The 20,654-nt window shown below is 53.1% G+C and carries 24 protein-coding genes; 15 read left to right on the top strand and 9 right to left on the bottom strand.

The window, feature by feature from the left end; genetic code table 11:
- Positions 1-147 precede the first annotated feature (147 nt).
- The 4 genes from lepA (at position 148) to AC2FNE_RS02115 (ending at position 4,347) form a co-directional block, all read left to right on the top strand.
- Positions 148-1,947, top strand: coding sequence for a translation elongation factor 4 (gene lepA, locus AC2FNE_RS02130; RefSeq protein ID WP_170473467.1), 1,800 nt, complete (start codon positions 148-150; stop codon positions 1,945-1,947).
- Between the two features lie 227 nt (positions 1,948-2,174).
- A complete protein-coding gene (locus tag AC2FNE_RS02125) occupies positions 2,175-2,963 on the top strand; it encodes a hypothetical protein (RefSeq protein ID WP_496804681.1) in 789 nt (262 codons plus the stop codon).
- A 638-nt stretch (positions 2,964-3,601) separates the two neighbouring features.
- Positions 3,602-4,054, top strand: a complete 453-nt coding sequence (locus AC2FNE_RS02120; protein WP_496804680.1) for a hypothetical protein — start codon at positions 3,602-3,604, stop codon at positions 4,052-4,054.
- Positions 4,055-4,191: 137 nt separating this feature from the next.
- A complete protein-coding gene (locus AC2FNE_RS02115) occupies positions 4,192-4,347 on the top strand; it encodes a hypothetical protein (RefSeq protein WP_170473458.1) in 156 nt (51 codons plus the stop codon).
- 876 nt (positions 4,348-5,223) lie between these two features.
- Here AC2FNE_RS02115 and AC2FNE_RS02110 read toward each other — a convergent pair.
- Complete coding sequence (locus AC2FNE_RS02110) at positions 5,224-5,361, bottom strand: entericidin A/B family lipoprotein (protein WP_170473456.1); 138 nt, start codon at positions 5,359-5,361, stop codon at positions 5,224-5,226.
- Between the two features lie 225 nt (positions 5,362-5,586).
- On the bottom strand, positions 5,587-5,913 hold the full coding sequence (locus AC2FNE_RS02105) for an ArsR/SmtB family transcription factor (protein ID WP_496804679.1): 327 nt from the start codon (positions 5,911-5,913) through the stop codon (positions 5,587-5,589).
- Between the two features lie 383 nt (positions 5,914-6,296).
- Between AC2FNE_RS02105 and AC2FNE_RS02100 the strand changes: the two genes are divergently transcribed.
- The 6 genes from AC2FNE_RS02100 to AC2FNE_RS02075 all read left to right on the top strand — a co-directional run bounded on the left by AC2FNE_RS02100 (position 6,297) and on the right by AC2FNE_RS02075 (position 10,040).
- Positions 6,297-6,929, top strand: a complete 633-nt coding sequence (locus AC2FNE_RS02100; protein ID WP_170473450.1) for an ATP-dependent Clp protease proteolytic subunit — start codon at positions 6,297-6,299, stop codon at positions 6,927-6,929.
- 133 nt (positions 6,930-7,062) lie between these two features.
- Positions 7,063-8,331 (top strand): ATP-dependent Clp protease ATP-binding subunit ClpX, encoded by a 1,269-nt coding sequence (gene clpX / locus AC2FNE_RS02095; protein WP_170473447.1) that lies wholly within the window; start codon positions 7,063-7,065, stop codon positions 8,329-8,331.
- A gap of 62 nt (positions 8,332-8,393) precedes the next feature.
- Complete coding sequence (locus AC2FNE_RS02090) at positions 8,394-8,774, top strand: RidA family protein (RefSeq protein ID WP_496804678.1); 381 nt, start codon at positions 8,394-8,396, stop codon at positions 8,772-8,774.
- Between the two features lie 61 nt (positions 8,775-8,835).
- Positions 8,836-9,219 carry an NADH:ubiquinone oxidoreductase subunit NDUFA12 gene (locus AC2FNE_RS02085; RefSeq protein ID WP_170604808.1) on the top strand — a complete coding sequence of 128 codons (384 nt, stop codon included), beginning with the start codon at positions 8,836-8,838 and terminating at the stop codon, positions 9,217-9,219.
- Between the two features lie 12 nt (positions 9,220-9,231).
- Positions 9,232-9,684 (top strand): outer membrane lipid asymmetry maintenance protein MlaD, encoded by a 453-nt coding sequence (gene mlaD, locus AC2FNE_RS02080; RefSeq protein ID WP_496804677.1) that lies wholly within the window; start codon positions 9,232-9,234, stop codon positions 9,682-9,684.
- Positions 9,681-10,040, top strand: a complete 360-nt coding sequence (locus tag AC2FNE_RS02075) for a DUF2155 domain-containing protein (protein ID WP_170604812.1) — start codon at positions 9,681-9,683, stop codon at positions 10,038-10,040. Before mlaD ends, AC2FNE_RS02075 begins: the two co-directional genes overlap by 4 nt.
- On the opposite strand, the gene aat is transcribed toward AC2FNE_RS02075, so the two are convergent.
- From aat to AC2FNE_RS02055, 4 genes are all read right to left on the bottom strand, one after another.
- Positions 10,004-10,636 (bottom strand): leucyl/phenylalanyl-tRNA--protein transferase, encoded by a 633-nt coding sequence (gene aat / locus AC2FNE_RS02070; RefSeq protein ID WP_170604814.1) that lies wholly within the window; start codon positions 10,634-10,636, stop codon positions 10,004-10,006. The genes AC2FNE_RS02075 and aat overlap by 37 nt on opposite strands.
- A gap of 48 nt (positions 10,637-10,684) precedes the next feature.
- Complete coding sequence (gene accC, locus AC2FNE_RS02065; protein ID WP_170473429.1) at positions 10,685-12,034, bottom strand: acetyl-CoA carboxylase biotin carboxylase subunit; 1,350 nt, start codon at positions 12,032-12,034, stop codon at positions 10,685-10,687.
- Positions 12,035-12,043: 9 nt separating this feature from the next.
- Entirely contained in the window at positions 12,044-12,550 is a 507-nt protein-coding gene (accB, locus tag AC2FNE_RS02060; protein WP_170473426.1) for an acetyl-CoA carboxylase biotin carboxyl carrier protein, read from the bottom strand.
- A 151-nt stretch (positions 12,551-12,701) separates the two neighbouring features.
- Complete coding sequence (locus AC2FNE_RS02055) at positions 12,702-13,238, bottom strand: LuxR C-terminal-related transcriptional regulator (protein ID WP_170473423.1); 537 nt, start codon at positions 13,236-13,238, stop codon at positions 12,702-12,704.
- Positions 13,239-13,426: 188 nt separating this feature from the next.
- Here AC2FNE_RS02055 and AC2FNE_RS02050 point away from each other — a divergent pair, with 188 nt between their 5' ends.
- The 5 genes from AC2FNE_RS02050 (at position 13,427) to AC2FNE_RS02030 (ending at position 19,339) form a co-directional block, all read left to right on the top strand.
- The gene (locus tag AC2FNE_RS02050; protein WP_170604816.1) at positions 13,427-14,722 is read left to right on the top strand and encodes a helix-turn-helix transcriptional regulator; all 1,296 of its coding nucleotides are present in this window, start codon (positions 13,427-13,429) and stop codon (positions 14,720-14,722) included.
- A 78-nt stretch (positions 14,723-14,800) separates the two neighbouring features.
- Positions 14,801-15,181, top strand: coding sequence for a response regulator transcription factor (locus AC2FNE_RS02045; RefSeq protein WP_170473417.1), 381 nt, complete (start codon positions 14,801-14,803; stop codon positions 15,179-15,181).
- Positions 15,178-15,486, top strand: coding sequence for a hypothetical protein (locus AC2FNE_RS02040; RefSeq protein WP_170473415.1), 309 nt, complete (start codon positions 15,178-15,180; stop codon positions 15,484-15,486). Before AC2FNE_RS02045 ends, AC2FNE_RS02040 begins: the two co-directional genes overlap by 4 nt.
- Complete coding sequence (locus AC2FNE_RS02035) at positions 15,474-18,155, top strand: sensor histidine kinase (protein WP_170604818.1); 2,682 nt, start codon at positions 15,474-15,476, stop codon at positions 18,153-18,155. The genes AC2FNE_RS02040 and AC2FNE_RS02035 overlap by 13 nt, the downstream gene beginning before the upstream one ends.
- A 77-nt stretch (positions 18,156-18,232) precedes the next feature.
- Positions 18,233-19,339 (top strand): flagellar motor switch protein FliM, encoded by a 1,107-nt coding sequence (locus AC2FNE_RS02030; RefSeq protein WP_496804676.1) that lies wholly within the window; start codon positions 18,233-18,235, stop codon positions 19,337-19,339.
- 7 nt (positions 19,340-19,346) lie between these two features.
- Here AC2FNE_RS02030 and AC2FNE_RS02025 read toward each other — a convergent pair whose 3' ends face one another.
- Genes AC2FNE_RS02025 through AC2FNE_RS02015 form a run of 3 tightly spaced genes read right to left on the bottom strand, consistent with a single transcriptional unit; the run spans position 19,347 to position 20,647 of the window.
- A complete protein-coding gene (locus AC2FNE_RS02025) occupies positions 19,347-19,778 on the bottom strand; it encodes a protein tyrosine phosphatase family protein (RefSeq protein WP_170604822.1) in 432 nt (143 codons plus the stop codon).
- A 9-nt stretch (positions 19,779-19,787) separates the two neighbouring features.
- A complete protein-coding gene (locus tag AC2FNE_RS02020; protein ID WP_496804756.1) occupies positions 19,788-20,219 on the bottom strand; it encodes a DUF6691 family protein in 432 nt (143 codons plus the stop codon).
- Positions 20,219-20,647 carry a YeeE/YedE family protein gene (locus AC2FNE_RS02015; protein WP_170473402.1) on the bottom strand — a complete coding sequence of 143 codons (429 nt, stop codon included), beginning with the start codon at positions 20,645-20,647 and terminating at the stop codon, positions 20,219-20,221. Before AC2FNE_RS02015 ends, AC2FNE_RS02020 begins: the two co-directional genes overlap by 1 nt.
- Positions 20,648-20,654 lie beyond the last annotated feature (7 nt).

Here is a 20,654-nt window from a genome sequence, read left to right as displayed (position 1 = left end):
AGGAGACTTAATTTGACGGTTGCTGATACGTACCTTTTAATTCCCTCATTTCGGGTGAATTTCTGTCGGTCCAAACAGGTCGATTTGACTTTTTAGTCAACGTTTCACTGCTTGACGAGGCCCCAAACTACGGACATATCCCACTCCATGACAGACCTCGCTCATATCCGCAATTTCTCCATCGTCGCGCATATCGACCATGGCAAATCCACTCTTGCCGACCGGCTCATACAAGAGACGGGAACGGTCAAGGATCGCGATATGAAGGAACAGCTACTTGATAGCATGGATATCGAGCGTGAGCGGGGCATCACCATCAAGGCCAACACGGTCCGCATCGACTATACCGCTGATAATGGCGAGGCATACGTGCTGAACCTGATCGACACCCCCGGCCACGTGGACTTTGCCTACGAGGTTTCTCGGTCCATGCGCGCTGTCGAGGGATCTCTGCTGGTCGTGGATTCGACCCAAGGGGTCGAGGCGCAAACGCTGGCAAATGTGTATCAAGCCATCGACGCTGATCATGAGATCGTGCCGGTCCTGAACAAGATCGACTTGCCGGCGTCCGATTGCGACCGCGTTGCTGAACAGATAGAGGATGTGATTGGTATTGACGCCACCGACGCCATTCAGGTTTCGGCAAAGACGGGGCAGGGTATCCATGAAACGCTTGAGGCTATTGTTCACCAGCTGCCCGCGCCGCAGGGAACCGTAGACGCGCCGCTCAAGGCGATGCTGGTGGATTCATGGTACGACGCCTACCTCGGCGTTATCGTTCTGGTGCGTATCATGGACGGCACGCTGAAAAAGGGAATGCGGGTTAAGTTCATGTCGAACGGCACCCTGCACCACGTTGACCGCATCGGTGTTTTTCGGCCTGAGATGGAGATGGTAGACTCCTTGGGCCCCGGTGAGATCGGCTTCCTGACCGCCTCGATCAAACAGGTCCGCGACACCCGCGTCGGAGATACTATCACCAACGACCGCAATGGTGCTGAAGACGCTCTGCCCGGCTTCAAACCTGCGCAGCCTGTGGTTTTCTGCGGCCTCTTCCCGGTGGATTCTGCCGAATTCGAAGACCTGCGCGACGCGATTGAAAAACTGGCTCTGAACGACGCCTCGTTCTCATACGAAATGGAAACTTCGGCCGCGCTGGGCTTTGGCTTCCGCTGCGGCTTTCTCGGCCTGCTGCACCTTGAGGTTATCCGCGACCGCATCGAACGCGAATATGATATCGAGCTCATCACCACTGCACCAAGCGTGATCTACCACGTCTTTATGAAAGACGGCGAGATGATCGAGCTTCACAACCCCGCCGACATGCCTGACCTGTCCAAGGTCGACCACCTTGAAGAACCGCGCATCAAGGCGACCATTCTGGTGCCTGACGAATACCTCGGCGACGTGCTGAAACTCTGCCAGGACCGCCGCGGTATCCAGCTGGACCTGACTTATGCGGGCAGCCGCGCCATGGTCGTATATGACCTGCCGCTGAACGAGGTCGTCTTCGACTTCTATGATCGTCTGAAATCCGTGACCAAGGGCTATGCATCCTTCGACTACCAAATGACCGGCTACACCGAGGATAATCTGGTCAAAATGTCGATCCTTGTGAATGATGAGCCAGTGGACGCGCTGTCGACCATGGTTCACCGCGACCGGGCCGAGATGCGGGGCCGGGCGATGTGCGAAAAGCTCAAGGACCTGATCCCGCGCCACATGTTCAAAATCCCGATCCAGGCCGCCATCGGAGGCAAGGTCATCGCGCGCGAGACCCTCTCGGCCCTGCGCAAGGACGTGACCGCGAAGTGTTACGGAGGCGACGCCACGCGGAAACGCAAACTGCTGGACAAGCAGAAAGCGGGGAAAAAGAAGATGCGTCAGTTCGGGAAGGTGGATATCCCGCAGGAAGCGTTTATTAGCGCCTTAAAAATGGACAGCTAAGGCTGTCCATTTTTACGGCGGGTGGGCGAAAGCGGTTGGCGCAGCCAACTGTGTGCCCACGCGGTGGGGATCGAGGAGTGCCGATAGGTTATTCAACTTTTTTCTCTTTGCTTGGCTCCTTCGCCACACATCGAGAAGGATAAGATTTAAACATTACTGCCTCAAGTGTTGGATGCACTCTCAGGGTTTGAAAGCAAACCGCATGCAGTTAAGCTGCCGAGAAACTTATGTTTCTGGTAATTGGAATGATCTACGGCGAGTTAGAAGTATATGAGCCTAGTGCTCCACCTGATTTGGACCTTAGTTGGAGTGGTGAAAAGAAAGCTAAAGAAATAGTCGAATGGCTAGAACTTGAGTTCCAAGACTTCGGTGATTTAGATTTTCACAATCTAATTAGCGGGCACGTTTTTGCGAATTTCGACGAACTAACATCGAGCGTCTGGAACCAAGAAAGCTCAAGCCGTGAAGTAGTACTAAAGTACTTCGGAAACTCCATCTTGGCCAATCAATTGGATGAAGTAGTTCGAGCCGTCGAGGATCATTTTGAAGGCGATCTATTCCCCGCTGATCATCGCATTTATCTAGATGTATCTGAAGATGGCGAAGATGAGCGGATCGAGTTTCCGAATACCGAACTCGTTCAATCCATTATTGAAGACATACCGAGCATTTTGGAGCTTTTGTCTGTTGTACGCAGCGACATTCCTGACAGTCTCGGGCACAATCAAGGTCCTGATTTCCTTCTGAAGGAAGACGAACTTCAAAGGTTAGAAGAACGTCTCATAGAACTCAAAATTTCACTGAAATCGCCAAATGAGCAGACTGATGAGTTGATAGGTGAAGCCGGCGACGGGTTTCAAAAAGTCGGATCAAAGTTGGCTGCACATATCGGCGAAATGACAAAAGTTTCGACATTGAAGTTTGCTGAAAAATTTGGTGAAAGCACGGGAACTTGGGCAGGTAGAGCGGCGATCCTCGTTATCTTTGGTGAGAGGTTGCTTCAATTGTTGTTGTGACTTTAGCGAAATACACCAACCCACCCGCCCGGCGGCACCGCCGGGCCGCGCCGATCCGCCCCCATGGGGTGGCGCGTTTGCGCCTCCCCTCGGACCGGCGCTGCCCTCGGTTTTTTTGATCAGTTGTTGCAAACGCGTTTGCTCGTCAGGGTTCCACACGTTCAGTCCTAAAACGCTCCGAACTAACTAAAATTTCATCGATATGGAACTTGTGGTGTCGGGTAAGACTGTTAGCGTTTTTTAACGCGCAGTTTTTTATGGAAAATCGGATTTTCAAATGCGACATTTGTTTCTGGCGACGGTCATTGCATCGCTGACCGCAACCACGGCTTTTGCCCACGGTGGAGGCTGTAGAAGTGATTCACCTCCGGGCCAGTGCTGCCACGCGGGCTCAAAGCCCTATCACTGTCACTAACCGAGTTGGGGTGGGCTGGTTCCCGCCCAAGTAAAAGCCATTTATGAAACACTGTAGCGCGATCTAAAGCCCACATTACGGGTCAAAATGGCCGTGAAACATGCCGCCAGTTAACGCTAATCTAAACCAATTATGAAGTTTCCCTTAGGTAAGTTGTAACCCGCCAGCTCTCTCCCAATCTGTTCAAAAGGCCAGCAACGGCCCCATGAGATGGAGAGAGCCAATGACCAGATACATGACTGCCGGAGCAGCCGCTCTGGCCACAACCCTCGCCCTTGGCACGGTGGTTGCCGCCGATACCACGCCCGACCTTCGCGGCACTTGGACGGCCAGCCAAACGACGGTGTCGCCTTCGAATTCAGCCACCGGGGATGCACCGCGTTTTAACCAATCGGAATGGGTGCTCGACATCCAGACGCAACAGGACAACGTGTTCTGGGGGCCCAGCATGTGGCGGCGCAATGCCATGGATGACTGGACACTCTACGAGGCCACCGGCTCGATCAGTCAGGATGGTTCAGGCAAGATCGGCATCGTCGAAAGCTCGTCCGAACCCGCGATTGGGGTGAACGCTTTGATTGATGCGCGGTACGAGGGCGGCAGGATCTATGCAGATTTCCGTAGCCTGCGGACCGGAACGACCTACAGCACCGTTCTGGAACGCCAGGTGAACTGAAGCGTTTTCGGCCCGTCCCGGATTATGGGTAATTTTCGCAGTTGGAACCAGATTGCGGCATTGCGTGTCAAATAACGCGGACGGGTCGAGGCGCTTTGGGAAACAGCCAGGTCTCCACAGGGAGGGAGGCGGGCCGGATGACCGAGGCATTCGTTTCGGTAATGGGTCGGACCAGAAAGTGGTATTCCCCGCCGCGGCTTGGTTTGATCCTCGCGAAACTTTGGCGCGGTGCCTGCGGTGCCAAAACGGTCGTCCGGCCTAAGCGGTTCTTTGTTGACGTGTCTGGCGCATAACACACCTGCCACCCGTGCCGAACGTCAAATGTGTGGAACTGGCCACTTCAAAGCAATCGAATCTGTTGCTGTCCAGATCGGATGTTCAGTGATTCTGCTGCGCAGGTATTGGGGACTCGCTGCCGAGTCGCTTCAAAACGCCTTTGCAGTTGCAGAAACCGCCTGGAAACCGGGCTATCGAACAAGTTTTTACTTTTCCACTTTCAACCCCTCGCAAAAACGTCAGTATCAGAGTTATCCACATCGTTCTCCCGGCGGATATCAACAGTTTATCCCCGTCTAATTTTCATGCTGCAGTGCTATTTTCTTGTCCGATCAGGACGGTGATGTAACAGTCTCATTACCGCAGCGGATCTTCGGAAAAGCGGCGGGACGCAAAGGCCAAGGGGGCTGCGGCGTCAGAAACAGTCTTAGGATTTGTTTCTTGATGCAATAGCTTACCGGTGGTGGATCAGTTGATCTGGATTTCGCATTCGGATTGGGTGATTGGCCTCTTACAAGGTCGATGTGTAGCTGCGAAACGACATAGCGCGTTACGTAGCAGCCAGAGCCCCTTAGGGGGTGAGGCAACTGGATCGAGAAGCTTTAGGGTGGATCGAACCGGCAAGGCGTCAGGGGTGTCCGAAAGGATGCATGCAAAGACCGCGTCTGAGCACCTGACGCCTTTTCCTATTTCAGAACCAAAGGTTCGTACAGGCTACCGCATACCGCCAATATGGATACGGGGTTCTTTGGCATAGGCCGAAGAACCCCGTAGAAGTGTCAGAAATGCAGTGCCGCGTCTATGCACCTGTGTTCGCTACCTTAGACAACTTACGTATGGCAAGCAACTACATATCGCAGAAATGCGTTGCAACAGCGCAACATGATGAGCAATTATAGACTTTGCTGAACATCCGTCGCTGCGTTCTGAATGGCGTCGCCTGCTTTCTCAATGTCTTTGCCCGCCCCTTTCGCTGTCTCACAACCGGTCAGGGAAAAAAGGGCCAGCCCAATCAGAATTGCGCGGATCATCAGCATCTCCATAATTACATGCAACAGTGGGGTTAGCAGCTTTCACAGAGTGGAGCCACAAGTTTGTAATGTATGTAAACCGAGGTCCACCGGTTTCAGATCAGAAATAGCGCTATTGAGTGATGATGGGTAACGAGCATTGGAATAACTTTCCGTTTTCCGGATCGCCATGCCTTTGATACGATCGCTGATTGACTACGCTGTATGCGCGTTGTCATCCCCATTTCAGCAAAACAATTCGTGAACGACTTCGAGTAAACGACTTGGACGTTCGTCGGCAAGGCGATAAAATATTGCCTTACCTTCACGACGCGGAGTAACAATGCCCTCCAACCTCAGGCGGGACAATTGTTGTGACACCGCTGCCTGACGCGCCGATAGCAACTCTTCCAACTCTGTCACTGATTTTTCACCCGAGGCAAGATGACAGAGGATCATAAGGCGGCCTTCGTGGCTGATTGCTTTTAGAAAATTTGAAGCCCGCGCCGCGTTAGCAACTAAATCAACCAAATCTTGAGAGGGCAACTCTTGTGAAAGCTGGGGAAGAGCCATTGTTTTCGATTCCTTAACTTGCTCGATATCGCATAAGTTGATCGCACTTGTGCAACTTCAGTATTAAGTTGTCCACACCATTCGAAGTATTGAAGTCAAATATTTCCATATGTCGGGCTCAAATCGATGCGAAATTTAAAGAAATTTGATAAATGTCATGCCTGTCATGGGCCTGTCCACTTTTGAGTTTTTACCGGGTTCGATCTTTTTCGCCATGCATATGGTGAGTGTGGAAGTGTTAAGTTTCCGATCAATCGATCAAAACGGACCGCAAGGCGTCAGGCGACCCGCCGATCCGCTTAGCCCCCCGGCGGCGGCACTAAGACTCGGGTAACACATTTACGGGTAGTGTCCCGATCCACAGCAAAGCAGGCAGGTTCCGAATGTTCGATCCAGTAGATACCTATATGAATACGCTTGTTCCGATGGTTGTCGAGCAGACCAGCCGGGGTGAGCGCGCCTATGACATTTTCTCTCGTTTGCTGAAAGAACGGATCATCTTTATCAATGGTCCCATCCACGATGGGATGAGCCATCTTGTGGTGGCTCAGTTGCTGCATCTTGAGGCAGAAAATCCGAACAAAGAGATATCGATCTACATCAACTCGCCTGGTGGAGTTGTGACAAGCGGGCTGTCGATTTACGATACAATGCAATACATTAAGCCAAAATGTTCGACTTTGGTAATCGGTCAGGCGGCGTCGATGGGATCGGTTTTGCTGGCCGGTGGCGAAAAGGGAATGCGATTTTCGCTGCCCAACAGCCGGATTATGGTGCACCAACCCAGTGGCGGATACCAGGGTCAGGCAAGCGACATCATGATCCATGCGGCAGAGACGCAGAAACTTAAGGATCGCCTGTATGACATATATGTCCGTCATACCGGGCAGACAAAAAAGGCCGTTGAAAAGGCTTTGGACCGCGACAATTTCATGAGCCCTGAAGAAGCCAAAGAGTGGGGCCATATCGATGAGATTGTGGAAAACCGTGCCAAAATGGATGAGGACGAATCCTGAAGTCTAAATCCCGCAGTCATTCGTAAAGTGTGATTTTGAGATTGTAGCCGCTACAACGCTGGCCTAAGCTACAACAACAGGCGGAAAGCGCGGCCCGGTCAGGGCCGCAGGGACGGAGCCCGAAAGGTACAAAATGGCGACGAATTCAGGCGGTGACGGTAAAAACACGCTCTACTGTAGTTTCTGCGGCAAAAGCCAGCATGAGGTACGTAAGCTGATCGCGGGGCCAACCGTTTTCATCTGCGATGAATGCGTTGAATTGTGCATGGATATTATCCGTGAGGAAACCAAAGCCAGCGGATTGAAGTCGTCGGATGGGGTGCCTACGCCCAAGGATATTTGCGAGGTTCTGGACGACTATGTGATTGGTCAGGCAACTGCCAAGAGGGTCTTGTCTGTAGCGGTGCACAATCACTACAAACGTCTGAATCACGCTCAAAAAGCCGGCAGTGATATTGAGCTGGCGAAGTCAAATATTCTGTTAATCGGCCCGACTGGGTGCGGTAAAACCTTGCTGGCCCAAACGCTCGCGCGGATTTTGGATGTGCCGTTTACGATGGCGGATGCGACTACCCTGACCGAAGCCGGTTATGTGGGAGAGGATGTCGAAAACATCATTCTCAAGTTGTTGCAGGCCAGCGAGTACAATGTTGAACGTGCACAACGCGGTATCGTCTATATTGACGAGGTCGACAAAATTACCCGTAAGTCAGAAAACCCATCGATCACACGCGATGTATCGGGTGAGGGCGTTCAACAGGCTTTGCTTAAACTGATGGAAGGTACCGTTGCAAGTGTCCCGCCACAGGGCGGCCGTAAACATCCGCAACAGGAATTCCTGCAAGTGGACACAACCAACATCCTTTTCATCTGCGGTGGTGCCTTTGCCGGATTGGACAAGATCATTGCTCAACGGGGCAAGGGATCTGCAATGGGCTTTGGCGCAGATGTCCGTGACAATGACGAGCGTGGTGTGGGCGAAATCTTTAAAGAACTTGAGCCTGAAGATTTGTTGAAGTTCGGCCTGATCCCTGAATTTGTTGGCAGACTACCCGTTCTGGCCACATTGGAAGATCTGGATGAAGACGCTTTGGTTACGATCCTCACCAAGCCTAAGAATGCTTTGGTCAAGCAGTACCAACGTCTATTCGAACTGGAAGACTCCGAGCTGGCGTTTACAGACGATGCACTCAAAGCGATTGCCAAAAAGGCAATTGAACGAAAGACCGGTGCGCGCGGCCTAAGATCGATCCTCGAGGATATACTGCTGGACACAATGTTTGAATTGCCTGGGCTAAAGAACGTCGCCGAAGTTGTGGTAAATCTCGAGGCCGTGACTTCGGACGCTCAACCTTTGATTATATATGCTGATTCAGCGCAGGAATCCGCTTCGGCAGGTTAAAAACTAAACGATTTGATAGCTTCGGCGCGGTACATCCCGCGCCGTTTTTATGTGAGGGCAAATTGACGATTCAAAGAATATCTTCTGGCGGTGAATTCGAGGTCAAAGTCGGGTATTGTCGCGCCGTAGTTGCTGGCGGCTTTATTCACGTTGCTGGTACCGTCGGCCAGGGGGACGATGTTGTAGGGCAGTGTCTGTCTGCATTGGAAATTATCGAAGGTGCTCTTGCGAAAGCTGGCGCAAGCTTCGCTGATGTAGTGCGCGTGACATACATGCTGCCCGACAGAAAAGAGTTTGAACCTTGCTGGCCTGTTCTTGCGAAAACATTTGGCGACAACCCGCCTGCGGCTACAATGATTGAGTGCGGTTTGATCGATCCGAAATACCGCATCGAAATCGAAGTGACGGCGTTTCTACCGGAACACAAGGCAATCTCGACGTGACACTGGACCTCCGCCCGCCTTTGGTTCATATCTGCAGGAACAAAATTGTCGGAGGTTACCGATGGGAATCCTGAACACTCTTTTGCGGGCCGTGACTTGGTGGAATGGGGCAACCTTGAACACTCAGATTTACACCGCACGCAAGGGCGTCAAGGTAGGCGAAGACGACGAAGGAAATGTGTTCTATCGCACTGCGGACGATAGCAAGCGCTGGGTCATATTCAATGGTGAAGCCGAGGCAAGCCGCATTGACCCTGATTGGCACGGATGGCTACATCGCACTTGGGATGAACCCCCGACAGATAAGCCACTGCCACATAAGTCCTGGGAAAAACCACATCAAGAAAACCTAACGGGTACAGCGTTAGCTTATACCCCAGCAGGTTCCTTGCGCCGCGTAAACCCTGTCGAACGCAAAGACTACGAGGCGTGGAGCCCGGAATAAGCGAGGCGAGCAATGTCGACTTACAATTTAACCGAAATTCTTGTCGGTGGGGTCGTTTTAGCAGGTGCCGTGGCGTTCGGTGTCTATGCTAGCCAGTCGACTGGTTTTTCGCAGAACCGAACTGGTTACGAGCTTGGGGCGTCGTTCCGGTCTTTGGAAGGTGTAGGCGTGGGTACCGATGTTCGTTTGGCCGGTGTCAAGATCGGCACGATTACAAATGTTTCCCTGAACCCTGATACCTATCGCGCCGATACCAGTTTTTCCGTGGCCGAAGGTGTTCTTATTCCGGACGACAGCGCTATAATCATCTCATCCGAAGGGCTTTTGGGCGGGAATTTTGTAGAAGTTATGCCCGGCGGATCACCATTCTACTTTGAAGCCGGGGATGAGATTGAGGATACGCAAGGTGCGGTAAGCCTGATCTCACTCTTGGTCAAGTTTGTGGCTGGAGACAATAGCGAATGACACGCGCATTGGCGGTATTATTCGCGTTAGCTGTGACGGGCGCATCTGCCCAGCAAAGGGCAGAATCTGGCCCTGGGGCTGCTATGCGAGGCTTGGACAAGGTAAGCGGCCAAACAATGGATTTTGAGATCCGGACCGGCGAAACGAAGGCCGTTTTCGGGTTGGACGTTGCGTTAGGGGATTGTCGCTATCCGGCTGATAACCCAACCGGGGATGCGTTTGCTTATCTGACGATTTGGGAACAGGACAAGGCCGAGCAGCTGTTCGATGGATGGATGATTGCCACGTCCCCTGCGCTGAACGCACTGGATCACGCACGTTACGATGTTTGGGTAATCCGCTGTATCACTCCTTGAGGCGTCTGGGACAGCTGGGCAGTGAAGTCTGCACTCAGATCAAGGGCTTGCTTTAGTTCCGACTGATAAACGGCCCGTGGAATTTCGATCGCTCCGAGGGAGGCGAGATGAGCAGTCAGGAACTGAGCGTCGAATAATGTGAATCCTGTTCGGCGCAATCGATCCACCATGTATGCTAACGCAATTTTTGATGCGTCCTTGCGAAGGGAGAACATACTTTCGCCGAAAAATGCCGCCCCGAGGGCAACGCCGAAGACGCCTCCGACCAATTCTTCATCCTCCCAAACCTCCAAAGAATGCGCATGCCCGGAATGGTGCAGTGAGCGGTACAATCTGCGCAATTCGGGATTGATCCAAGTGTCGCTGCGATCGGCACAACCATCCACCACACCGTCAAAATTCTGATTGATCGTTATTGTATAGCCACACTTGCGAATGCGCCGGGCAAGGCTGCGTGAAATGTGAAAGCCATCCAAGGGGAAAACACCACGAAATTTAGGGTCGACCCAAAATAGCTCGGGATCGTCGCGGTGTTCGGCCATCGGAAAAATCCCAATGGAATAGCCATGCAAAAGAAGTTCAGGAGAAAGACTCATGTCGGGCGACCTGAAACCGGGGGGATTGCTCCCCCCGATCCGATTTTCTTACTGGGCCATATGCTCCGCAAGCCAGCGCTCCAGCCAGTGGATGTTATAATTACCGCTATGAATGTCTGGTTCCTGAAGCAAAGCGTGAAACAGCGGAACGGTGGTATCAATGCCATCCACAATCAGTTCGCCCAATGCGCGTTCAAGACGGGCTAATGCTTCGGCCCGGTCACGTCCCTGAACGATCAGTTTCGCGATCAATGAATCGTAGTAAGGTGGGATCGAGTAGCCGTCATAAAGTGCTGAATCCATTCGCACTCCCAGACCGCCGGGAGCATGATATGCTGTGATTTTACCTGGGCAGGGTGAAAAATTCGGAAGCTTTTCAGCATTGATCCGTACTTCGATGGCATGACCGTTGATTTCCAGATCGTCCTGACCGAACGACATAGGCTCGCCAGCGGCAACGCGAATTTGTTCGCGAACCAGATCAACGCCAAAAATGCCTTCGGTCACTGGGTGTTCCACTTGCAGACGGGTGTTCATCTCAATGAAGTAAAATTCACCATTTTCGTACAGGAACTCGATGGTTCCTGCGCCAATGTAATTGATTTTGGCAACTGCATCCGCGCAGACCTTACCGATTTTGGCGCGTTCCTCCGGGGTGATGCAGGGTCCGGGGGCCTCTTCAAACACCTTCTGATGGCGGCGCTGCAGAGAGCAATCGCGCTCGCCCAGATGCACGGCGTTACCTTTTCCATCACCGAAGACCTGGATTTCAATGTGGCGCGGTGTGGTCAGGTATTTCTCGATATACACTTCATCGTTGCCAAAGGCAGCTTTACCCTCGGCTCGGGCGGTCATGAATGCGCTTTCCATTTCGTCAGCACTCATGGCGACTTTCATACCGCGACCGCCGCCGCCTGCTGTGGCTTTAATTATAACGGGATAACCAAATTCCTCGCCGATTTTCCGTGCCGTTGCGAGGTCAGGCACACCACCGTCCGAACCCGGAACGCATGGAACACCAAGTTCTTTCATCGTATCCTTGGCAGTAATCTTGTCTCCCATGACGCGAATATGTTCGGCAGTCGGGCCAATAAAGGTGATGTCGTGGTCTTCGACGATCTGCACGAACTCGGCATTCTCGGACAAGAAGCCATAGCCGGGGTGGATTGCCTGCGCACCTGTTATTTCACAAGCTGAAATGATCGCAGGTACAGAAAGATAACTTTGCGGGCTGGGCGGAGGACCAATGCAAACAGATTCGTCCGCCATGCGTACATGCATCGCGTCGCTGTCGGCGGTAGAGTGGACGGCGACCGTCTTAATCCCCATCTCGCGCGCGGCGCGTATCACACGCAGGGCGATCTCGCCTCGATTGGCAATCAGGATTTTGTCGAACATTGGCCCGCCTTACTCAACGATCACAAGAGGAGTGCCGAATTCCACGGCGTCGCCATCTGAGACAAGAATGCGTTTGACAGTACCGGACTTGGGCGCGTGAATATGGTTCATCGTTTTCATGGCTTCGACGATCAACAATGTGTCGCCTTCGGAAACGGAAGCACCGACAGTGATGAAGGCGGGTGCCCCTGGTTCAGGCTGCATGTAAACGGTGCCGACCATGGGTGAAGTCACTGCACCAGGGTGGCTGGCGGGATCTTCCGAAGCCACAGGAGCTTCGACCACGGCAGGTGCTGCCGCCGGGGCGGCGACCGGTGCGGCAGGGACTGCGCTTGGCACTGAAACCTGAACCGGAGCGGCCGGCGCCGTTTGCGATAGGCGGCTTACGCGGACGTTAAGGCTGTCCTCCTCTCCGTATTCCCGTTTTACCTGCAGTTCAGTCAGATCGTTTTCGCGCAACAGTTCGGCCAGTGCCTTGATGAACGCTACATCCGCTTCGTGTTTGGTATCTGTCATGAGTGTCCTCGAAGGTTCCCCTTTGGCCCGTTTGTTTTGCCCAGGCTTTGATTTGATTACGCAGCGTTATAAGCGAAGCAGTTGGTCAAGAAAAGCATCGTCTGACCCTCAAAAGCAGGGGCTTTCCCACAAATTTCTGCGCAAGTTTCGTTTACAAGGGCATTCCTGACAACTTGGCCACCAGCTCTGGCAGTTTTCGCGCGCCGAATTTTTCTAGCAGGCGGGCTCTGTACGCCTCGATTGTGCGATAACTCAACCCTAATTCCGCGCCGATTTCCTTTGCGGACAAACCTCTGCACGAGAGGATCGCTACCTCGCGTTCACGGGTCGTCAACTCCACAAGCGGCCGCTCTTCGGAGATGTCGGAAAAGCTCCATATTCCATGGCGGAAGGGGTCGTCCGGAGTCAGCGACCGCCCCCTGGCGCGGCACCAAAACAAATTGCCATTGCGCCGTCGCATCACACGTTCGTCCGAGTAATAGCCTGTGTCCCGCATTACCTCTAAACTGCGGGCACCGATCCGTTCCCAATCGGCGACGGACGGATAAAGGTGCAGCAACGGCATGTTGCGGTATTCCGCTTCTTCGCCACCGAAGGTCCGCGCAAACTGTAGGTTGCATCGACGGATGATACGGTTTTCCAACTCGACAAGGCCGATGGGGGCATATTCGAAAGCAGGGTCGCTCATATACGCATGGTGACTGGTATTTACTGCAATGAGAAGGGGTAGCTTGCGTTTAGGTAACTCAGCTGCTGCCTCATTTCTGTCAACGGTGTAAAGATATGTTGGAAACACCGGGGTAAAATTTTATAATCAATAAGAAAAACTGAAAACTTCTCTGAAATTACCGGTTTTTCACTTTAGGAAGTTTGATCATGCGGGACACACTGACAGGCAGTAGAATACGCGAACGGCGGCAGATTTCGGGTCTGCGCCAAGCAGAACTGGCGCGTCAAGTGGGGATTTCTGCGTCGTATTTGAACCTGATCGAACACAACCGTCGCAGGATTGGCGGAAAATTGTTGATGGATATAGCCGGAGCGCTGTCGGTTGAGCCTTCTTTGCTGACCCAGGGTATCGAAGAAACGTTGATTTCGGCGCTTCGCGAAGCTGCCGCAGACGCAGTTGGTCAACAGCCTGAACTTGACGGAATGGAAGAATTCGCAGGGCGTTTTCCCGGATGGTCAGCTGTTCTGGCGCAAATGCACCGTCGGGTTGTATCCTTGGAGCGCACGGTTGAAACATTATCTGATCGCCTTACCCATGATCCGCATCTGGCGGCATCAATGCACGAGGTTTTGTCGACGGCTGCGGCCATTCGCTCGACTGCCGCCATTTTAGCCGAGCCAGGTGAGATAGAAGCGGCTTGGCGGGATCGTTTCCATCGAAACCTGCACCAGGATGCCGAACGGCTGGCGGAAAGTTCAAAGGCATTGGTGACATATCTGGACGATAGCGAAGGGCAGGGGGAATTACGCGTTGCCCCGCTAGACGCGGTCGAAGCGTTTTTTAATAAGATCGGCTTCCATTTCCCCGATCTAGAAGTCGATAGTGATATCAACAGCGTTCCACTGGAAGATCTTGATACAGCGGCTGCTCGTACGATCGCGTCTGATGTCCTCGATCTTTATGTTAGTGATGCACGGGCCTTGCCGCTTAGTGAATTGGCGGAAGTGTTTGATCCAGCAAACCCGGAACCGCTGGCTCTTGCCCAAATGTTTTCGGTAGATCTTCCGACGGTATTGCGTCGGATTGCCACTTTGCCCGAAAAAATGATGTCACAACCAGCAGGTTTGGTGATCTGCGACGCTTCTGGCAGCGTTTTGTTTTACAAGCCGACACCCGGTTTTGCCATGCCTCGACATGGCGAGGCGTGCCCACTTTGGCCAGTATTTGCGGCACTAAACCGCCCACTCGTGCCGATCCGAAAGCGTGTTGTGCAACTTGGGAGAAATGCAGCAGAATTCAACTGTTACGCGGTTGCTTGGCCGCAACCTGCCTCGGCCTTTGGGACCGATCCCGTTTATCGCTCGGTAATGTTGGTTCTGCCGGTTGATGACAGTCCTCAATCAGGGTTAGCACCTTTGCAAGTCGGAACCAGCTGTCGGATTTGTCCAAAAACTGAATGCTCTTCGCGTCGCGAACCATCAATTCTGAGCGAAGGCTTTTGACAGTTTCCTGACAGAGCGCTTAATCTACCCCTGACGGGCGGTCCTGTGCGCCACCGGTCATGGGGAGGGATTGCAAATATGAGCCGTAAGGTTCTGTTGATTGAGGATGAGCCCAACATTACCGAGGCGATCCGATTTCTGCTAACTCGTGAAGGTTGGCAGGTTGAAACGCACGCTGAAGGCACAGACGCTGTTCAGGTGATCAAGGCAGCCGAACCGGATTTGGTTATTCTGGATGTAATGCTGCCGGGCAAAAGCGGTATGGAGATCCTTCGCGATCTGCGCGAGCACCAGGATATGCAGCGATTGCCTGTTCTGATGCTGACCGCACGGGGACAATCACGGGATCGGGAAATGGCGGAAAAAGCCGGTGTTAGCCGGTTCATGACCAAGCCGTTTTCGAATGCCGAAGTTTTGACTGCCGTGCGTGACCTTCATGCTCAGGCTTCGCGGTTATGACCCCAGAAGAACAGGGCGAGCACCGACGACCGTCTTTGTTTCTGGAAAGGCAAAGCTATCGTCGGCGCCGTTTGATGGACGCGGCGCGCTTGTTGCCGTTCCTTGGTGCTGCATTACTTGCCGTTCCGTTACTTTGGCCGGATGAAAGTGATGGGACCGGCGCAGTGCCGCTATCCGCGGCGATTTTCTATATTTTCGCCTGCTGGGCTGTTTTGATCCTGATCAATGTCGTCTTTGGCTTTGCGGCAAGGAGGCTTGCTGCGCGTGAAAAAGGTGATGCGGAGGCGGACACATGGCAACGCTGAATGTCCTGATACTTGTGTGTCTGGGCTATGTGGTGCTGTTATTCGGTGTTGCCTTTGCCGCTGATCGGCTAGCGGCAGCAGGGCGGGGTAAATGGTTACGCTCGCCACTGATTTATACATTGTCTTTGTCGATTTATTGTACAGCTTGGACATTTTATGGTGCGGTCGGAAACGCAGCCCGCTCGGGGTTGGAGTTCGTTACCATCTACTTGGGCCCAACCTTGGTAATGGTCGGTTGGTGGTGGGGTCTTCGAAAGCTGGTAAGGGTTGGGCGCAGCCAGCGCGTCACATCCATCGCGGACTTGATTTCTTCCAGGTACGGTAAGTCCAACACCTTGGCTATCTGCGTGACGACATTGGCGGTAGTGGGCGGAACACCCTATATCGCGCTGCAATTACAGTCGATTACGTTGTCTTTCTCGATTTTTGCCGAGGCAGACCCAACGGGTCTGTATCGAGAGGGATCCAGCGTGTTTTGGGTGGCCGCAGGACTAGCGGTATTTGCCATTCTGTTCGGAACACGAAACTTGGATGTGAATGAACGACATCATGGTGTAGTCACCGCGATCGCGTTGGAATCTGTTGTGAAATTGTTTGCGTTGCTGGCGGTTGGGATCTTCGTCGTTTGGGGTATTGCCGGTGGATTGGCTCCGATGATGGAACGCATAGACGCGTCGGAGATCGGCAAATGGAATGTAGATGCAAGCCGCTGGGCCACATTTACTTTCTTATCGGCAGCTGCATTTATCTGCCTGCCGCGAATGTTTCAGGTCATGGTCGTAGAAAATGATGATGAAAGCCATCTAAGAACGGCTGCTTGGGCTTTCCCACTGTACCTGCTGCTGATGAGCCTGTTTGTCGTTCCGATAGCGGTAATTGGGTTGGACCTTATGCCCAAAGGGTCAAACCCGGATTTATTCGTGCTGACAGTGCCGCTGTCTCAGGGCAATGATTGGCTTGCAATGCTTTCGTTTATCGGCGGTTTTTCTTCTGCCACATCGATGGTTATCGTAACGGCAATGGCCTTGTCGACTATGGTTTCGAACCACGTGGTGATGCCGATCTGGTTAAGCACACATGAAGGGTCAGCCTCCGTTTCGGGTGATGTTCGGACGATCGTGTTGATGGCACGCAGGGTCTCCATCGCAGTTATTATGGCGCTGGGATACTTCTATTATCGCGTGTCGGGTGGGGGGGCAGCGCTGGCCTCAATCGGGCTGGTGGCCTTTGCCGGAATTTCCCAAATTCTTCCCGCGTTGGTGGGCGGACTGTTTTGGCGAGGAGCCACCCGAACCGGTGCGCTGGTTGGGCTGAGCATTGGATTTATCTTGTGGATATATACTCTGTTACTACCGGGAATGGGCGGTGGGATTATTCCGATCTCGGTCATTGAAAACGGGCCTTTTGGGTGGGGTTGGCTAAGGCCGCAAGCCCTGTTCGGGATTGAAGGAATCGATCCTATGGTCCATTCCGTGATGTGGTCCCTATCTTTGAATACAATCGGGTTCTGTGTTGCTTCGCTGTTAAGTTTTCCCAGTCCGTTGGAACGTTTGCAGGGTGCGCAATTCGTGAATGTTTTTGACCATTCTGTTGCACCGCAAGGCTGGACAGGATCGGTAGCCCAAAGCGAAGATCTGATGATCATGACACAGCGAATTCTTGGGGTAGTTCCGGCCCAGGAGTTCTTTCAAGCGGAAGCCGAAAGGCAAAACGGCCGTACAGGTCGACTGCCCGAACCCACCCCCGGCTTTTTGCAGCGGCTTGAACGTGAATTGAGCGGTTCTGTCGGTGCGGCGACAGCACACGCGATGATCGGTCAGATTGTTGGCGGGGCTTCGGTATCTGTCGAAGACCTGCTGGCCGTTGCAGACGAATCCGCGCAGTTGTTGGAATATTCCAGTCAGCTTGAAGCCAAATCAAACGAGCTGAGTCGGACTGCCCTGAAACTGCGCGAAGCAAACACCAAGCTGACCCAGGTATCAAAGCAGAAGGACGCCTTTCTGAGCCAAGTGAGCCATGAGCTGCGAACTCCGATGACATCAATCCGCGCATTTTCCGAAATCTTGCGAGACACTGACGGTTTAAGCGCAGAAGAGCAAACACGATATGCTGCCATCATCCATGACGAGGCTTTACGCTTAACGAGGCTATTGGACGACCTGTTGGATCTCAGCGTGTTGGAGAGTGGTCAAGTCAGCTTGAATACCGGCGACGGAAGTCTGAGTGCGGTTCTGGATCGTGCCATTTCCGGCGCGTTGGCGGGCGGCGACGGAAAGCTGAGCGTTCGGCGGGTTCGCGCGAGCGAACGCATCCAACTGCACACTGACCTTGACCGGCTAGGACAGGTATTCATCAATCTAATTTCCAATGCACAGAAATATTGCGATGCAGCTTTGCCAGAATTGACCATATCGACCCATGATGTCGGTGGACAAGTCGTGATCGATTTCGTCGATAATGGCAGCGGTATTCCAGCCGAGGCTCAAGCATTGGTGTTCGAGAAATTTGCGCGGGTCGGCTCGGACAAAGCGGGTGGTGCAGGCCTGGGACTTGCGATCTGCCGTGAGATCATGCAGCGCCTTGGGGGCGACATTGCGTACTTACCGGGGCATGGCGGAGCGGCGTTCCGGGTGAGTCTGCCGGTGGCTTATCAACAGGCTGCACAATAAATTGGTCATAAATACATTTGTAACCGTCTGCAGAGTACACTGGGTAACGGATCAATATTTTACGGCGACTCGATGCCATGACGGAAAAGGTCAACGCAGCCTTAGTGCGCAAGCTTTCGACTGGGCAAGACAATGCCGCGAGAGGCAATCGTTCGGTATTGCGGGCGCTTCGCTTAGCATGCGCGCGCGAGGGCGAAGACAAGTTCAACTTGTCACTCACTGTGATTGGCGCGAAACAAGCCACACGCATGCCGTCCGAACTGTGTAAATCTGTTCAGGACGATTGGTTATTGTTGCTGGTGGACTCAGATAACACAGGACCTGCGGCTTTTTGTCTGGACCCAGGTTGCGTTTCGGCAATACTGCAAAAACAGACGATTGGAGAGGTTTTGGCGAATCCGCCTCAGTCGCGTGTATTTACGGATACTGATGCCGCAATGACGTCTCCTCTGGCCGAAGGGGTGTTGCGACGCGCCAAAGAATTGGTGGACGCGCCAACGGATGTATCAAGCCTGTCAGGACTGGAATTTTCCGCACGCGCAAAAGATTTGCGCTCGCTAACTCTGGCCCTGATTGATGCCTCATACCGCGTATTTGACCTGACTGTGGAGTTGGCGGGAGGTGCTCGGCAGGGTCACGTGTGCGTCGTTTTGCCGGAAACAACGGTAACCGAAGATGCCGAGGCTGTGGAATCAGTCGACAATGGCCCAAATCTGGATCAGGCCGCCGGAGTGATCCGGGCCGAACTGCAATCTGTGATTTGCCGCATGTCATTACCACTGGCGGAGTTATCAAACCTGCAGATTGGTGATGTAGTGCCGTTGAATGGGGTCCGTCTGGATCATACCGAAATCACAACAATTGACAGGACGCGAATAGCGGTGGGGCGTTTAGGTCAAAGCGGTGGTATGCGCGCAATTCGTATCAATGAACAGGTGCGCGAGCCGGCGCTTTTGGCCTCTGATCAAAGCCTGCATATGCAAACCGGCCTGGCGCCCGAACCCCAAGACTGGCAAGCCGTAGAACCGACCCGTGAAGTCATCAAGCCTGTTACGATGGACTCGACCGAACTGATCGTACCTGACCGTCAACAAGTGACATATGCGACTCCGGAGCATAACTTGAGCGATATCAGGCAATTCGCCGGTTCAAATGAAACCGACGAGCAGGAGCCCGTGGGATAAAATCAATTCAACTTTGCGACTTTTCCATCTGTTCCAAAGCTGGGCGCAGTCCTTCCAAAGCGTATCCAGCCTTGCTTGTCGCTTCTAAAATTTCTTCGGCACTCATGCAGTCGCACTGCCCAAGTGCCCATACGACCGAGCATCGGGTCCCGGAAGCGCAATAGGCGAGTACTGGGCCTTCACAGCTTTCGGCCAAACTCTTTTGGCGGGCGACGTTTTCCGGAGTCATCGTCTGATGTGTCAACTCCAGAACTTCGTATTCCATCCCCGCAGCGCGAACAGCCTCTCCGATCGCATCTGAATGCATTTCGGTTGGAACTTCTGTGTTTGGACGGTTGCATATCACCTTGACAAAACCAGCCTCTGCGATGGCTGGCACGTCATCAACAGTGATTTGCGGTGAAACGGCATAGCGGTGTGTTATTCGACGAATCTCCATGGCAGTTGATTAGGACGCGTTTGCGAGCCTGTCCAGTTGTCTGCCCAGAGGTGGCGCCGCCAACATGCCGGCAATCATTGCGATGAGAAACAAAACCCCGTTGATTCCGCCGTAGCTGAGCGATGCCATCGCCGGACCGGGGCACAATCCCGCCAAGGCCCAACCCATCCCAAATAATACAGACCCGACAACGAGACGACGATCAATTTCCATACTTGGCTTGGCCGGGAATTGGCCGCCGACTAAAGGCGTTCTGCCGCGGGTCAAGCGCCAAGCCAGCAACATCGGTATGATAGCCCCCGCCATTACAAAGGCCAACGTAGGGTCCCAATTACCAAAAATGTCCAACCAACCCTGAACCTTGCGCGTATTAGTCATCCCCGAGATCAATAGCCCGGTTCCAAAAAGTGATCCGGCTGCAAAAGCAAACAAACCGCGCATCATATCAACCCCAAAACATTTCGGAACAACGCCAGAGTCAGAGCACCGGCCAGAATATAAATCACCGTCGCAACGATCCCGCGCAAAGAGAACCGGGAAATACCGCAAACACCGTGTCCTGAAGTGCAGCCGTTAGCGACACGAGTTCCAACCCCCACCAATAGTCCAGCAAGAATAACGATCGAGATGTTGCTTGTCAGATGCGTTTGAGCGGCAGGTGCAATCAGCGGGCGCAGCAAAAGGGGCATCCCAATCAACCCTACGACAAAAATCAGTCGTTCCATCTTTTTGTCCAGCGGTCCACGCTCGACCAAATTACCCAAAATACCGCTAGCGCCCATGATGCGCCCGTTGCAAAGCAGGTACACTGCCGCACCAAGCCCGATTAGCAATCCACCAATCAGGCCCCATATCCATTCAACGTACATTTTGCTT

It is taken from the genome of Ruegeria sp. YKSD179, assembly GCF_059612885.1.
The sequence above is the reverse complement of the archived record's forward strand: the minus strand, read 5'-3'. Positions and strand labels throughout refer to the sequence as shown.

Excerpts from the sequence above, each read along its gene's own strand:
- lepA (WP_170473467.1), top strand. The coding sequence starts at position 148 with ATGACAGACCTCGCTCATATCCGCAATTTCTCCATCGTCGCGCATATC.
- accB (WP_170473426.1), bottom strand. The coding sequence starts at position 12,550 with ATGACAGATACCAAACACGAAGCGGATGTAGCGTTCATCAAGGCACTG.
- clpX (WP_170473447.1), top strand. The coding sequence starts at position 7,063 with ATGGCGACGAATTCAGGCGGTGACGGTAAAAACACGCTCTACTGTAGT.
- accC (WP_170473429.1), bottom strand. The coding sequence starts at position 12,034 with ATGTTCGACAAAATCCTGATTGCCAATCGAGGCGAGATCGCCCTGCGT.
- AC2FNE_RS02105 (WP_496804679.1), bottom strand. The coding sequence starts at position 5,913 with ATGGCTCTTCCCCAGCTTTCACAAGAGTTGCCCTCTCAAGATTTGGTT.
- AC2FNE_RS02110 (WP_170473456.1), bottom strand. The coding sequence starts at position 5,361 with ATGATCCGCGCAATTCTGATTGGGCTGGCCCTTTTTTCCCTGACCGGT.
- AC2FNE_RS02025 (WP_170604822.1), bottom strand. The coding sequence starts at position 19,778 with ATGGAGATTCGTCGAATAACACACCGCTATGCCGTTTCACCGCAAATC.
- AC2FNE_RS02030 (WP_496804676.1), top strand. The coding sequence starts at position 18,233 with ATGACGGAAAAGGTCAACGCAGCCTTAGTGCGCAAGCTTTCGACTGGG.
- AC2FNE_RS02040 (WP_170473415.1), top strand. The coding sequence starts at position 15,178 with ATGACCCCAGAAGAACAGGGCGAGCACCGACGACCGTCTTTGTTTCTG.
- AC2FNE_RS02085 (WP_170604808.1), top strand. The coding sequence starts at position 8,836 with ATGGGAATCCTGAACACTCTTTTGCGGGCCGTGACTTGGTGGAATGGG.
- AC2FNE_RS02015 (WP_170473402.1), bottom strand. The coding sequence starts at position 20,647 with ATGTACGTTGAATGGATATGGGGCCTGATTGGTGGATTGCTAATCGGG.
- mlaD (WP_496804677.1), top strand. The coding sequence starts at position 9,232 with ATGTCGACTTACAATTTAACCGAAATTCTTGTCGGTGGGGTCGTTTTA.
- AC2FNE_RS02020 (WP_496804756.1), bottom strand. The coding sequence starts at position 20,219 with ATGCGCGGTTTGTTTGCTTTTGCAGCCGGATCACTTTTTGGAACCGGG.
- AC2FNE_RS02075 (WP_170604812.1), top strand. The coding sequence starts at position 9,681 with ATGACACGCGCATTGGCGGTATTATTCGCGTTAGCTGTGACGGGCGCA.
- AC2FNE_RS02125 (WP_496804681.1), top strand. The coding sequence starts at position 2,175 with ATGTTTCTGGTAATTGGAATGATCTACGGCGAGTTAGAAGTATATGAG.
- AC2FNE_RS02050 (WP_170604816.1), top strand. The coding sequence starts at position 13,427 with ATGCGGGACACACTGACAGGCAGTAGAATACGCGAACGGCGGCAGATT.
- aat (WP_170604814.1), bottom strand. The coding sequence starts at position 10,636 with ATGAGTCTTTCTCCTGAACTTCTTTTGCATGGCTATTCCATTGGGATT.
- AC2FNE_RS02115 (WP_170473458.1), top strand. The coding sequence starts at position 4,192 with ATGACCGAGGCATTCGTTTCGGTAATGGGTCGGACCAGAAAGTGGTAT.
- AC2FNE_RS02055 (WP_170473423.1), bottom strand. The coding sequence starts at position 13,238 with ATGAGCGACCCTGCTTTCGAATATGCCCCCATCGGCCTTGTCGAGTTG.
- AC2FNE_RS02120 (WP_496804680.1), top strand. The coding sequence starts at position 3,602 with ATGACCAGATACATGACTGCCGGAGCAGCCGCTCTGGCCACAACCCTC.
- AC2FNE_RS02035 (WP_170604818.1), top strand. The coding sequence starts at position 15,474 with ATGGCAACGCTGAATGTCCTGATACTTGTGTGTCTGGGCTATGTGGTG.
- AC2FNE_RS02045 (WP_170473417.1), top strand. The coding sequence starts at position 14,801 with ATGAGCCGTAAGGTTCTGTTGATTGAGGATGAGCCCAACATTACCGAG.
- AC2FNE_RS02100 (WP_170473450.1), top strand. The coding sequence starts at position 6,297 with ATGTTCGATCCAGTAGATACCTATATGAATACGCTTGTTCCGATGGTT.